Source organism: Massilia alkalitolerans DSM 17462 (assembly GCF_000427785.1).
GTDB lineage: Bacteria > Pseudomonadota > Gammaproteobacteria > Burkholderiales > Burkholderiaceae_D > Telluria > Telluria alkalitolerans.
This window is the reverse complement of sequence record NZ_ATYR01000055.1, coordinates 1-13150: the sequence shown is the minus strand read 5'-3', so window position 1 is coordinate 13150 and position 13150 is coordinate 1. Positions and strand designations below refer to the sequence as shown.

Annotated in this window: 10 protein-coding genes and 1 pseudogene; 2 read left to right on the top strand and 9 right to left on the bottom strand. The window is 64.7% G+C overall.

Features of this window, described 5'->3' with window-relative positions:
* The 8 genes from YWC_RS0126380 to YWC_RS0126340 all read right to left on the bottom strand — a co-directional run.
* Positions 1 to 202, bottom strand: a 202-nt coding sequence (locus YWC_RS0126380) for an IS3 family transposase (RefSeq protein ID WP_027867988.1), incomplete at its 3' end; no start/stop codon positions are given.
* Positions 203 to 243: 41 nt separating this feature from the next.
* Entirely contained in the window at positions 244 to 990 is a 747-nt protein-coding gene (locus tag YWC_RS0126375) for a Tli4 family immunity protein (RefSeq protein ID WP_027868037.1), read from the bottom strand.
* Entirely contained in the window at positions 987 to 2729 is a 1743-nt protein-coding gene (locus tag YWC_RS31050; RefSeq protein ID WP_036216263.1) for a lipase family alpha/beta hydrolase, read from the bottom strand. The genes YWC_RS0126375 and YWC_RS31050 overlap by 4 nt, the downstream gene beginning before the upstream one ends.
* 16 nt (positions 2730 to 2745) lie before the next feature.
* Complete coding sequence (locus tag YWC_RS0126360; RefSeq protein ID WP_027868034.1) at positions 2746 to 5547, bottom strand: type VI secretion system Vgr family protein; 2802 nt, start codon at positions 5545 to 5547, stop codon at positions 2746 to 2748.
* A 206-nt stretch (positions 5548 to 5753) separates the two neighbouring features.
* Positions 5754 to 6575 carry a TatD family hydrolase gene (locus YWC_RS0126355; RefSeq protein ID WP_027868033.1) on the bottom strand — a complete coding sequence of 274 codons (822 nt, stop codon included), beginning with the start codon at positions 6573 to 6575 and terminating at the stop codon, positions 5754 to 5756.
* A 2-nt stretch (positions 6576 to 6577) separates the two neighbouring features.
* Complete coding sequence (gene lolD, locus YWC_RS0126350; RefSeq protein WP_027868032.1) at positions 6578 to 7285, bottom strand: lipoprotein-releasing ABC transporter ATP-binding protein LolD; 708 nt, start codon at positions 7283 to 7285, stop codon at positions 6578 to 6580.
* A complete protein-coding gene (locus YWC_RS0126345; protein WP_027868031.1) occupies positions 7278 to 8543 on the bottom strand; it encodes a lipoprotein-releasing ABC transporter permease subunit in 1266 nt (421 codons plus the stop codon). The genes lolD and YWC_RS0126345 overlap by 8 nt, the downstream gene beginning before the upstream one ends.
* Before the next feature lie 82 nt (positions 8544 to 8625).
* Positions 8626 to 9915 carry a lipoprotein-releasing ABC transporter permease subunit gene (locus YWC_RS0126340; protein ID WP_027868030.1) on the bottom strand — a complete coding sequence of 430 codons (1290 nt, stop codon included), beginning with the start codon at positions 9913 to 9915 and terminating at the stop codon, positions 8626 to 8628.
* A gap of 156 nt (positions 9916 to 10071) precedes the next feature.
* On the opposite strand from YWC_RS0126340, the gene YWC_RS0126335 reads away from it, so the two are divergent.
* Together YWC_RS0126335 and recJ are read left to right on the top strand one after the other, a co-directional pair.
* Entirely contained in the window at positions 10072 to 11088 is a 1017-nt protein-coding gene (locus YWC_RS0126335) for a hypothetical protein (RefSeq protein WP_027868029.1), read from the top strand.
* A 61-nt stretch (positions 11089 to 11149) separates the two neighbouring features.
* On the top strand, positions 11150 to 12799 hold the full coding sequence (gene recJ / locus YWC_RS0126330; RefSeq protein WP_051306781.1) for a single-stranded-DNA-specific exonuclease RecJ: 1650 nt from the start codon (positions 11150 to 11152) through the stop codon (positions 12797 to 12799).
* A 30-nt stretch (positions 12800 to 12829) separates the two neighbouring features.
* On the opposite strand, the pseudogene YWC_RS33450 reads toward recJ, so the two are convergent.
* Positions 12830 to 13150: pseudogene (locus YWC_RS33450) on the bottom strand (IS1595 family transposase); the annotation flags it as partial.

Below are 13150 nucleotides of genomic sequence, written 5' to 3'. Positions count from 1 at the left end.
CCACCGGCTTCGGCCCACGCTTGACGTCGAACAGGGCGCCGGCGTTCTCCAGAATCTCCTTCTTCCACTGGCCCACCAGCACCGGATGCACACCGTATTCCTGCGCGATCTCCGTCACCGTCTTCACCCCGCGCACCGCTTCCAACCCCACCTTGGCCTTGAACTCGGCGCTGTGCACCCTGCGCTTTTTACCTTCACTCATTCGCTGTAATCCTTTCGCGGACGACAGCTTAAACCACCGTCTCAAATTCGGGGTCCACTATATAAGATCAACATAAGCTCGACGTCAGGGTGATCGGGCAAACGAGCGAACATCATTATTTGCTCCCCCTGAGCTGCCGTAAGTGGGTCGCGGAAGTACGCTCGTTCGATACAGAATCCCGGCTCAGGAGGCACTTGTCCCAGAGGGTTCGGCGCCAGTTGAGCGACCAGCTTGGGCAGCTTTTCTATCTGGTCAGGGTCATAGTATTCCGAGGCAAGATCAAAACTGATACCATCGGCGTGAAGCAGCGCTTCGACAGCAATTCCCTCGTTCCGATATCGTTCCAGTTCGAGCCCGCGCGCGCGAGTGCCTTCGGTCACTTTGCGACTATGCGCGAAAACCTTCCCGGTAACGCCCCGATCGGTTTTGACCTCCCGCACGAACTCCAGATTTCTCTTGCCTCCAGCGTAGTCAGGCATTGCCTTCACCTGAGTTTCGCGATCGGCAAGCCGCTTTTGGAAATCTTCGCTGGACTCGTCAAATACCGCCATATCGAAGCCTTCGATGTTAGGCCGGACGAGCTCGATTTGTGCTTCTTCGGGTAGATCGATCAAGAATCGCCCTACGCAAACAGTTTTCATTTTTTTGGTCATTCGCGCTACCTCGTCCTGATGCCGACCTGCTACGTCGCTATCCATCACATTGCCCACGGCCCAAGTCATCATCAATCCCGCGCAAGTGATCCCGGCCAGCACTTTTGCCAGCCTATCCTGGATCCACTTTTTCACGGCGTCTCCTGCGCGATTTTTACGATCAGCCGCAAGGTAAGCATCACCATCTCGTTGTTGTTGTACGAGCCTTGATGATCAAATCCTTGCGTTGCAAAAACCTGCTTTACCTTCTTCGCAAGGTCCGCCTCGCCAGATTGATGAGGAACAGTTCCATCGCCTCTGGACTCTTGGGCTTCAGGTTCAAACTGTAGTTGCGTTTTCCCCTCGACGAGAATCCGGCGTTGGCCGCTTGCTGTACGACCAACCAGTCGCGCTGCCGCGATATTTGCGGCAGTGAGCGGGGTTGCCGATGCTCCCTGTTGATGGGCAACTAGCCCGATTTGCCCGAAGGACAGTTTATCTCGGTCGTCGCCATAAAATGCATAGGTGTTCGGGTGATAAAAACCATCCAAAGCATCATGAAACTTCTCGGCAGTATTGATGGCCGACTCAATTGCCTCAATTACGCCCCCCTTCACGTTGCGATATTTGCCTGCCGGATCAGCTAACGCAGGATCAAATAGGCGATACCACGAAATCGTGTCACGATATAAATCATAGGGATTTGCAACTTTTCCATTGGGTAAGTGCAATAGTTCGTGCGCTACTGTCTTGTAACGAAGCGCGTCGTCCTTGACTCCATAGCTTGGAGCTCCAGCTGGCCTGATGGATTTGAGTACACGCACGTGTAACCAAGGTTGCGGGTAATTCCTGTTTGGAAGCAGCTCCAGGGCGCCAGGTGAAGTTGCTAGAACGGGCGTGGTCTTCTGTGTTGTTCTCCCCAACACTTTAGCTAGCCCATGTGCCACCAGATTTTCAAACGCATTATTACTTGGACTCGTGCTTTCCGTGCCATACGCGATCCGCCGGTACGCGGCAGGAGCTCCGAAAACAGGCATTACTCCATGGATCACTCCAGCAATTCGGTCGGGTATACGTTTTGCACACGCACGTGCTACCAATCCTCCCATCGAGTGCGTGACGAGAATTACCTTGTCACAGCGGCGCTTTGCTTTCTTCCATGAATCCATAATGGAAACGATGCGTTGCTCTAACCTTCGCGCCGAGATGTCACAATCATCTAGCCAGCAGTATCCGACGCAGTAGACCGGGAAATAGTGTTTGGCGTGCTTTTCGAGATGTGCCTCGGTCAGCGCTTCAAATTCCCGCAGCCCCCATTTGTGCGGATCACAGGCCATCACATCTTTCCAGTGCTTCCTGATCAAGCGCTTTTTATTTCGGTCATCGAACTCAAACGTCTGATTCAAACGCATCTGCAGGGCCAGGAGAAGGTTTCCGTACGAATCTGCATGCACTTCACCCCAGCCACGTTCGCGCACCTCACGCTCGCTCAGTCGATATCCATCATCCGTGTCGGGTACGATGACGGGCCCTGTATCGTCCACCTCCAAGGTGGCGGGGTCGAGTAGCAGTTGGCGGGCTTGTGGAGAAAAGCTGTCCCAATCGGCTGCGGCAAGCACCCCGTCACGCGTTCCGTTTGGTGGACGCCAAACCGGCTCACCAGGCCCCACCTTCCTGTTCCGCTCATCAGGCAGTCTGCCCAGGCGAGGCTTCCGTTTAGCCCGCAGATTAGTCCCCATGATGCCGGGAACAACGATGACTGGAATAACGGAATTCGGCGGCATGAGCCCAAGCCCACGGATCGTATAATCCGCAGAGGACATATACGAATCGACTCCCCAGCCGCCGTGCGGCAAAGGGACGAGCGAAGGCAAGGGCCTGGTCGGTTCACGCATGACGGTTCCCGACAGCTTAAATAGTCGACGGAAGAAGCTCGAATCGCACCGGCCCCAGCGTATCGCTCTGCACCAGCGCCGTGCGTCCTTCCTCGTCGCTGGTGCCCTGGATGGTTCTGCCATCGCTGAGGTAGGCAATGTAATTTTGATATGGAATCGGTTCCCGCGTTTGGAGATGGCGCAGGACAAGTCTTTCGTTTGTCTTCAACGTTGACTTGGCAAACTCAGGTTTGCTGGGGTCGCCGCCACCCGGTCCGCCGCGGGTCAGGCTGGTCGCCTTGATGGTGTGCTCGCCGGCACTCTCTTGCGTGATCGCACCCTCCGTCCATTGCGTCTGCGCGCCCTGCGAGATGATCCGGACCACCGGTGCCTCGATATGAATCGCTTCCGCCGAGATCAGGCTGATCTTGCCCGAGGACTTGACCTCGACCTTGCCCTGGTGGGCCTCCAGCAGGATATTCCCCTGCCCCGCCACCAGCTTGACGCCCAGTGCCTGGGCAAAGGCGCTGATGCCGCGCGCGGCGCGCAGGAAGATGTTTTTTCCTGCGGACGTGCGCGCGTCCCCGCCACTCACCATGTCGAGCTGGGTTTCGGACCCGAGCGCGACATTGTCCTGGCTGGCCAGCATGATGCCCCCCGGGGCAGTTACGGCCACGATCGGCTCGGCGCCCTTGTCGCCCGGTGCGACGTTGGAGCCCTGGTCCCAGCGCCGCAGCTTGTCGGACAGGTCGGCCAGGCGCTGCGCGCTCGGCTCGTCCTCGGTGTGCTGTTCCGCCAGCTTGGCCACCTCGTCGGCGATGCTTTGCATTAACTCGGCCAGGCCGAGCAGGCCGGCGCGCGCCAGCTGCGCGCCCTCGGCGGCAGGGGCCGACTCTGCGCTCAAGAGCACGCCTTCCTTGCCGCGGATCGCCACGCTATGGTCGCTGCGCAGCTCGGCGCCTTCGCCGCGCGGCGCGGCCGTGCCGTTGGCCTTGGGCTGGGTCAGCCAGCCGAGGTTCAGTTCAGAGGCGCCATGGTCGCTGGTCAACTGGGCGCTGATCTCGCCGCGGGTGTCGTCGAAGCGCAGCTGGTTGCCGCGCGCGCCGCCGATCTCGCGGGTCCGGGTGCCCGACAGGTAGCGGTTTCCGGGCAAGCCGCCGGCCTTGCTGAACGCCGGCGGCTCGCCGCGCTGGTTGAAGACCTGCGACAGGACCACCGGCCGGTCCGGGTCGCCGCCGAGGAAGGCCACCAGGACTTCGCTGCCGACGCGCGGCAGCGACAGCGTGCCGCATTGCTGGTTGGCGCCGGGGCCGTTGCCGGCCCAGTTCGACGCCACCCGCACCCAGGCCGAGTCGGCCGGCGTATCCGAGGCGCCGGCGCCGTGCGCATGCTTGTGGTCCGTGGTGCGCATGCCCGGGAAGCGGATCTTCACCCGCCCCAGCGCGTCGCAATGCACTTCCTCGCCCGGCGGCCCGGTGACGATGGCGCTTTGCAGCTGCGGATGCGGCAGGTCGATGCGCGGATCGAAGGCTGGCACCAGCGCGATCCCGCGCCGCACGCAATCGAAGCGCATCCGCACCCGCACGCCGTCGCCGGCCACCGGATGCTCGTTCGGCGCCAGCATCGCATCGATCGGGGTGTACGGTCCCATCAGGCGGCGCACGCGCGCCGACAGGTCGGCCGGCAGGTTGTTCTCGGCTTCCATCCAGACGGCGGTCACGACGAAATCGCGCTCGCCTTCTGGATGGGTGTCGATCTCCGGGTGCCCGGCCAGGGTGAAGTATTCACCCGCGCACAGGTCGCGCACGCTGCCTTCGCCATGGAAGCACTTGGTGTCGAACTCGTGCCGGTTCATGCGCACCTGGCCGAGCCGCCAGTGGTCCTCGACGTCGTTGCCGGCATGCGGGATCTCGACCAGGTAGTCGTCCAGGCTTGCCGCCAGCGCATTGCCGCTGCGGCCCTGGTCGGCCATGCTGCGCGCCGTGGTGCTCATGAACTGGGTACCGGTGGGGTTGCGGTAGTCCCAGCTGTGGCGCGTGAGGCTGCCGGACTGCAGGCGCCGCGCGGCGCACCAGGAGACGACGGTGTCGCGCTCCTCGGTGGCATCGATGCGGTGGTAGCGCACGCTGCCGGCGGCGCTGCGCGGCAGCGAGGCGGGATCGGAAAACAGCACCAGCGTGTGGACGGGCTTGTCGTCCGCGTCCTGGTCGGTGCTGCCGGCACGGGCGCGGCCCGGGCGGAAGGTCCAGGCGATGCCGCGTCGCTTGAGCAGGCGGCGCACGAAGGCGGCGTCGGATTCGTTGTACTGCATGGTCTGTTCGCGCGGCGGGTACAGACGCATGTCGAACAGCGGGTCGAGTTCGTAGTCGAAGGCGCTGGCCATGACGCTGTTGGACTGGCGCCATTCGTCGAACAGGACCTGCACGATCTCGAGCTCGTTCTGGTAACGGAAGACGCGGCTGTTGACCCGCTTTTCCATGACGGCCAGGGCGTCGCGCAGTACCAGCTGGTAGACCGCCAGGCCGCCGTCGTGGTCGCCGGCGCGCGCCTCGGCGACGATGCCGCAGATGCTGCGCAGCTGGCCGCGGTCGGTGACCATCTGCAGTTCGGCGGGAAGCGCGATGAGTTCCTTGAGCGGCAGGCGCGGCGTGTCGGCGACGCAGGTGACGACGTATTCGAAACCGCCGCACACCGATTCCTGGCCCTGCACCCGCTGCGGCAGCAGCAGTTCGTCGGCCAGGTGGTCGGCATGGCCCAGGCGCAGCCGGATCGGCCGGTGGGCGGTGGTCAGCGACTTCTCGTGCCGTAGCATCCGCAGGAATTCGCTCGCGCTGTCCAAATCACTCTCCATCGTGGCTGTGCTGCAGTGGCAGCGAAGAGTGCATCTTGGCAGAACGGAACATGCGCAGCCTTGTCGTGCTTCAACGCTGCAAACGAACTAAACCTTATAGCCACTGTCGCGGGACGCCGCCAAGCATCCGGTGCTACCCACCGGCGCAAGTACTGCTACTTCGCTAATTAGCTATTTTTCCAGTGTCGGATTGGCTAGCCTGCTCCGTCACCAAGCGCGAGCGGGTAGTCGGCCAGCCGCGGAATCGCCGCCAGCGTGTTCCGGTGGACTGCTTCGCGTACCTCGTCCACGCCGAGCCCGCGCAGTTCGGCCAGGCAGGCGCCGATGCCGGGCAGCTGGTCGGGCGTGTTGCGTCCCGGGTGGACCCAGGACGGCGCGATGTCCGGAGAATCGGTCTCCAGCACGATAGCCGCGAGGGGCAGCTCGGCCGCCAGGCGCCGGATCTGCAGCGCCCGGGTGAAGGTCATGGCACCGCCGAAGCCGAGGTGAAAGCCCAGGTCGATGAAGTTCTGCGCCTGCTGGAAGCTGCCGTTGAAGGCGTGGGCGATCCCGGCCGGAGGACGGATTCTCCGCAGGTGTTTCAATACCTGGTCCTGCGAGCGGCGCACGTGCAGCATCACGGGCAGGCCGAAATCGCGTGCGATGCGCAGCTGCTCGCGCAGGAAACGCTCCTGCTTCTCGCGCATGGCGGGTTCGCACAGCATCGGGATGAAGAAATCCAGCCCGATCTCGCCGACGCCGACGAAGTTCGGATCCGTCATCGCCGCTTCCACCGCGCTGCGCAGCACCAGCAGGTCTTCATCCTGGGCCTGGGGCACATAGATCGGGTGGATGCCCAGCGCATAGGTGACGTTCGGCGCCTGCGCGGCCAACTCGGCCACGGCGCCGAAGTTGCCGCGCTCGATCGCCATCGCGACGATCATCGACACGCCCGCCTGAGCCGCCTGCGCCGCGACATCCAGCGACTGCCGGCCGAATTCATGCGCGTCGAGGTGGCAGTGGGTGTCGATCCACATGTTCAGCTTTCCACCGCCTGCAGCCCGTGCTCGGTCAGCCGGAACACGCGATCGCAGCGGCGCGCCAGCTCCATGTCGTGGGTGACGATGACAAAGGCGGTGCCGAGGGTGCGCGAGAGTTCCAGCATCAAATCGAAGATCGACTGGGCGGTGCTGTGGTCGAGGTTACCGGTCGGTTCGTCCGCCAGCACGCAGGCCGGTTCGGTCACCAGCGCACGCGCCAGGGCCACGCGCTGGCGCTCGCCGCCGGACAGCTCGCCGGGGCGGTGCACCACGCGCTTGCCCAGGCCCACGCGCCCGAGGATCGCCTCGGCCTTCCGCAATGCCGGCTCACGCGCCTCGCGCCGGATCATCAGGGGCATCAGGACGTTGTCGAGGGCCGAGAATTCCGGCAGCAGGTGGTGGAACTGGTAGACAAAACCGAGCGAGGAATTGCGCAGCTCGCCGCGGCGGGTCTCGGACAGGGTCGCGAAATCCTCGCCCAGCAGGGTGACGGAGCCCGTCGACGGGGTATCGAGGCCGCCCAGCAGGTGCAGCAGCGTCGACTTGCCGGAGCCGGAAGCGCCGACGATGGCCACGCGCTCGCCGCGGTAGATGGCGAAATCGATCCCGTCCAGGACCTTGACGGTGTAGTCGCCCTGCTTGAAGGTCTTGCCCAGGCCACCGCAGGACAGGACAGGGGTAGTTGACGTATTTGGGTAATCATTCATAACGCAGCGCCTCCGCAGGTTTTACGCGCGACGCCGACCAGCTCGGGTACAGGGTCGCAGCAAACGCCAGCAGCACGGATACGCCGCCGATCTTGAAAACGTCCGGCCAGCGCAGGTCGGAGGGCACCGCGCTGATCAGGTAAATATCTTTCGACAAGAACTGCACTCCCAGCAAACCTTCGATAAACGGGACGATGACGTCGATGTTCAGGGCCACCAGCACGCCGCCGCCGACACCCAGGACGGTGCCGATGATGCCGACCAGCGCGCCCTGCACCATGAAAATCTTCATGATCGAGCGCGGCGAGGCGCCCAGGGTACGCAGGATCGCGATGTCGGCCTGCTTGTCGGTCACCGTCATCACCAGCGTGGACACCAGGTTGAAGGCGGCCACCGCGATGATCAGGGTGAGGATGATGAACATCATCTTCTTCTCGGTCTGTACGGCGGCGAACCAGTTGGCGTTGAGCTTGGACCAGTCGCGCATTTCCAGGTCGCCCGGCATGGATTTCTTGAGTTCCTCGGCCACGCCAGGTGCCTGGTGCATGTCGGCGATGCGCAGGCGCAGGCCCATCGGGGCCGGCAGGCGCTCCATGCGCTGTGCATCCTCGACGTGGATGAAGGAGAGCGCCGCGTCGAAGTCCATGTGGCCGGCCTCGAAAATGCCGGAGACGGTGAAGCTGCGGCTGCGCGGCAGCAGGCCGGCCGGGGTGATCTGGCCCTGCGCCAGCAGCATGGTGACCTTGTCGCCGATGCCGACGTTCAGCGCGCGTGCCAGCGCGTAGCCCAGCACGATGTTATAGGCGCCTGGCTTGAGCGAATCCAGGCTGCCCTGGTTGACCTGTTTGGCCACGTCGGACACCTTGGGTTCTTCCGCCGGCAGCACGCCGCGGATGATCGAGGGGCGCATCACGCCCTGGCCTTCCAGCAGGCCCTGGGTCTCGACGAAAGGCGCGACCCCGCGCACCGCCGGGTTCTTCAGCGCTTCCTGCCCGGCCGCGCGCCAGTCCGGCATGCTGCCGCTCCGGTCGAACACCTCGATATGGGCCAGCACCGACAGCATGCGGTCGGTGACTTCCTTCTGGAAGCCGTTCATCACCGACAGGACGATGATCAGGGCGGCCACGCCCAGCGCGATGCCGGACACGGAGATCAGGGAGATGAAGGAAATGAAGCTGTTGCGGCCGCTGCGCTTGCCGGCGCGCGTGTAGCGCAGGCCGACCAGCCATTCATACGGCAGGTTCTGGGTGAGTCTCATGGTCTGGGTCGTTGTTGCGAGGCCGCAGTGTGCCACAGGAGGCACAGGCGTGGCCAGATTGTCATCGTCAAATGGAGCATCCTCATTCGTAGCGGAGCGCCTCGGCCGGCTTCACGCGCGCCGCCGACCAGCTCGGGTACAGGGTCGCGAGGAAGGCCAGCAGCACGGCCACGCCGCCGATCCAGCCGACGTCGCCCCAGCGCAGCTGCGAGGGGATCTCGCTGATCAGGTAGACCTCCTGCGACAGGAACTGCACCTTGAACAGCCGCTCGATGAAAGGCACGATGACGTCGATGTTGAGCGCCACCGCCACGCCCAGGCTCACGCCCAGCACGGCGCCGAGCACGCCGACCAGGGTGCCCTGCACCATGAAGATGGTCATGACCGAGCGCGGCGATGCGCCCAGCGTGCGCAGGATGGCGATGTCGGACTGCTTGTCGCGCACCGTCATCACCAGGGTCGACACCAGGTTGAAGGCCGCCACCGCCACGATCATGGTCAAGATGATGAACATCATGCGCTTCTGCGATTCCACGGCGGCGAACCAGATCGCGTTGACCTTGGACCAGTCGCGGATGAACAGGTCGCCCGACATGCTGCCATGCAGTTCGCTCGCCACGCGCGGCGCCCGCTGCATGTCGGCCAGGCGCAGGCGGATGCCCGCGGGTGCGGAGACGCCCGCCAGCGCCTCGGCGTCCTCGATGTGGGCAAAGGCCAGCGAGGAATCGAATTCGAAGTGGCCGGCTTCAAAAATGCCGCTCACGGTCAGCGGCCGGGTGCGCGGCAAAGATCCACCCTGAGCGCCCTGGGCCGCCCCTTGCGCCTGTGCCGGGGTGGAGGCCATCAGCAGCGTCACCCGGTCGCCCACGCCGACGTCGAGCGACTTGGCCAGTGCCCGGCCGATGATCACGTTGTACGAGCCCGGCTGCAAGCTGTCGAAGCGCCCTTCGCGCATGTGTTTCGACACGTCCGACACCTTCACTTCCTGCGCCGGGTCGATCCCGCGCAGCAGCACCGGTTTCATCACGCCGTCGCTCAGCAGCATGGCCTGGGTTTCGGCGAAGGGCGCGGCCGCGCGCACTTCCGGGTTGCGCAGCGCTTCCTGGATCGAGGTGCGCCAGCCCGGCATCTCGCCGCGCGCGTCGAACACCTCGACGTGGGCCAGCACCGACAGCATGCGCGCGGTCACCTCCTTCTGGAAGCCGTTCATCACCGACAGCACGACGATCAGCGCGGCCACGCCGAGCGCGATGCCGGCCACCGAGGCCATCGAGATGAAGGAAATGAAGCTGTTGCGCCCGCTGCGCTTGCCGGCGCGGGTGTAGCGCAGGCCGACCTGCCATTCGTAGGGCAGCTTGTGGGTGATGCTCATGAAATCGCTTAATGTGCGTTATTGGTTTGCCAACCCGAGAGTTTGCCAGACATCGGACTTTTATGGCGCAAAAGAAAGCATTGCACGTGTGGCGAGGGCGGGACGTGGCCGCTGCACGACCGTTCGCTGGAAGCGTATTTGCCCTAAAATAGCGGTATGTCGCACATTACGCTTGTCCTGCCCCACCTGCTGCCGCTCCCCGAATTCGCGCCCGACCTGGTCCGTGCCCTGCAGACCCCGGCGCTGGCCGCCCTGCTGTCCCGTACCAGCGGCCATGAACGCAAGGCTGCCCCCGATACCGCACGCGCCCTGCCGCACGAGCAGTGGCTGGCGCGGACGCTCGGCCTGTCGAAGGATGGCCTGCCGGCGTTCGCCGCCGCCGCCATGCGTGGCTTCGGCCTCGATCCGGCGGATGGCACCTGGTATATCGTCAACCCGGCGCATATCCAGATCGCGCGCAGCCATTCGATGATGGCCGACCTGCGCCATCTAGGCTTAAGCGAGATTGACAGCCGCGCCCTGTATGAAGCGGCCCGTCCGCTGTGCGAGGAGATCGGCCATCCGCTGCTGTACGGCGATGCCCAGACCTGGTTCCTGCGCGCCGATGACTGGACCGGCATCGAGGCCGCCACCCCGGACACGGTCGTGGGCATGGACCTGAGCGACTTCGTCCCGCGCGGGAAGCAGGCCCTGCCCCTGCGCCGGCTGCAGAACGAAGTGCAGATGCTGTGGCATACCCATCCTGTAAACGCCGCGCGCGAGGCGCGCCGGCTGCCTGGCGTGAATTCCTTCTGGCTGTGGGGCGCCGCCAGCGATGCGCCGCGCGCCGCGGGTCGGTTGGCCAGCATCGGCGTGCCCGGATGGGTGCGCGGCCTGTCCAGCGAAGCCCTCGCATCGCTGGACAGCCTGGACGGGGCACTGGCGCAGGACGGCCTGCTGGTCGTCGGCATTCTCGCGGACGCCGCCATCGCCTCCGACTGGGGCACCTGGGTGCAGCAGGTACAGCACCTTGAACAAAAACTGTTCGCGCCGCTGCATGCGGCGCTGGTGCAGGGCCGCGTGAAACAGCTCAAGCTTGTCCTGAGCAACCGCGAGACCCTTGCCGAATTCACCACGACCGCCATGGCCCAGCGCAAATTCTGGCGCCGGCCGACCTTGGAACGACTTAGTTGAGCATACTTTGAGCATCACGACACGCATCACCACCCGTCCCTGCCCCTTCCGTACGTCCGAAATGCTGCGCCAGGGCGGGGTGCACCCGGTCCTCGCGCGCATCTATGCGGCGCGTGGCCTGCTCGACGCGCGCGAGCTGTCCAGCGAGCTGGCGGCCCTGGTGCCGCCCGGGGCCTTGCGTCACATCGACGCCGCCGCCGTGTTCCTGGCCGACTCGATTGCTGCGGCCAAGCGCATGACCATCGTCGCCGACTACGACTGCGACGGCGCCACCGCCTGCGCGGTCGCCCTGCGCGGCCTGCGCATGATGGGCGCCACGGTCGACTACATCGTCCCGAACCGCTTCGAGTACGGCTACGGCCTGACGCCCGAGATCGTCGAACTCACCGCACGCGAAAAGTCCCCCGACATCATCATCACGGTCGACAACGGCATCGCCAGCATCGATGGGGTGTTGGAAGCGAACCGGCGCGGCATCGAAGTCGTGGTCACCGACCACCACCTGCCGGGCGACGCACTGCCGCCGGCCCGCGTGATCGTCAACCCGAACCAGCCCGAGTGCGGCTTCCCCAGCAAGCACCTGGCCGGCGTCGGCGTGGTGTTCTATGTGCTGCTGGCGCTGCGCGCCGAATTGCGGCGGCGCGGTGTGTTCGACGCCCAGACCCAGCCCAAGCTCGACAGCCTGCTCGACCTGGTGGCGCTGGGCACGGTGGCCGACGTGGTCAGGCTGGACGCCAACAATCGCATCCTGGTGGCGCAGGGCATCAAGCGCATGCGCGCGGGCCGCATGCATGCCGGCGTGGCCGCCCTGTTCCGGGTGGCGGGCCGCGAAGCACGCTGCGCCTCGCCGTTCGACCTCGGCTTCGCGCTGGGTCCGCGCCTGAATGCCGCCGGCCGCCTGGAAGACATGTCGCTCGGAATCGAATGCCTGGTGACGGACGACGTCGGCCGCGCCTGGGCCATCGCCCAGCAGCTCAACGAGATCAACCTCAAGCGCCGCGAGATCGAGGCCGAGATGCAGGACACCGCCCTGCTCCACCTGGACAGCTTCGAGCCATCGGGCTCAAGCACGATCAGCGTGTTCGACGAAGGCTGGCACCAGGGCGTGATCGGCATCGTCGCCTCGCGCCTGAAGGAAAAGTTCTACCGGCCGACGATCACCTTCGCCCCGGCGGGCGACGGCTGGATCAAGGGATCGGGCCGTTCGATCCCGGGCTTCCACCTGCGCGACGCGCTCGATCTGGTGTCCAAGCGGGTGCCGGGGCTCATCGACAAGTTCGGCGGCCACGCGATGGCGGCCGGCCTGTCCATCCGCGGCGAGCACTTCGACAGCTTCCAGCAGGCCTTCGAGGCGGTCGGCAAGGCCTGGCTGACCGAGGCCCAGCTGGAACGCATCATCGAGACCGACGGCCCGCTCGAGGACGAGTTCTACTGCACCCAGTTCATCGAGGAGATGGACGGCCAGGTCTGGGGCCAGGGCTTCGCCCCGCCGGTGTTCTGCGACGAGTTCCGCGTGGTGAGCCAGCGCATCCTGAAGGAGCGCCACCTCAAGCTGCTGCTCGAGAAGAACGGCCGGCGCTATGACGCTATCTGGTTCGGACATGCCGACAGCCTGCCGGAGCGGGCGCGGGTGGCGTTCAGGCTGGATGCGAACGAGTACAACGGCGTGACCAAGGTGCAGTTGCTGGTGGAGCACGCGGAGCCGGCATGACCCCCGGTGTTATTTTTGGCGCTGTCAGCGTTAGCTATGGATGACTCCGAACGCGAGACGCAGCAATTGCTCCACCGTCGTGATCCGTCCAGCGTCGAGCGCCCGGCGCCAGCCCAGGTAGTTCGGCAGGTAGCGCGAAGCGACGCCGCGGAAGCGGCTCAACCATTGCCGGAAGCGCTGGTGATAGGCGTTCACATTCTGCACATGGATGGCGCCGGCAACGCCGCTGCGTACCCGCACGCCGGCACGCAGGTTCACCGCCTGGTGCGCAATACCATGCTTGCGGGCGAAACTGCGGTACGCCCCATGGCCGTCGCTGACCAGCAGTACCTGCCGGTCCAGCCGGGGCAG

What these genes read in the sequence shown, in the direction of transcription:
- YWC_RS31050 (WP_036216263.1), bottom strand. Translation starts at nt 2,729, where the DNA reads ATGCGTGAACCGACCAGGCCCTTGCCTTCGCTCGTCCCTTTGCCGCAC.
- YWC_RS0126355 (WP_027868033.1), bottom strand. Translation starts at nt 6,575, where the DNA reads ATGTGGATCGACACCCACTGCCACCTCGACGCGCATGAATTCGGCCGG.
- lolD (WP_027868032.1), bottom strand. Translation starts at nt 7,285, where the DNA reads ATGAATGATTACCCAAATACGTCAACTACCCCTGTCCTGTCCTGCGGT.
- YWC_RS0126345 (WP_027868031.1), bottom strand. Translation starts at nt 8,543, where the DNA reads ATGAGACTCACCCAGAACCTGCCGTATGAATGGCTGGTCGGCCTGCGC.
- YWC_RS0126340 (WP_027868030.1), bottom strand. Translation starts at nt 9,915, where the DNA reads ATGAGCATCACCCACAAGCTGCCCTACGAATGGCAGGTCGGCCTGCGC.
- YWC_RS0126335 (WP_027868029.1), top strand. Translation starts at nt 10,072, where the DNA reads ATGTCGCACATTACGCTTGTCCTGCCCCACCTGCTGCCGCTCCCCGAA.
- recJ (WP_051306781.1), top strand. Translation starts at nt 11,150, where the DNA reads ATGCTGCGCCAGGGCGGGGTGCACCCGGTCCTCGCGCGCATCTATGCG.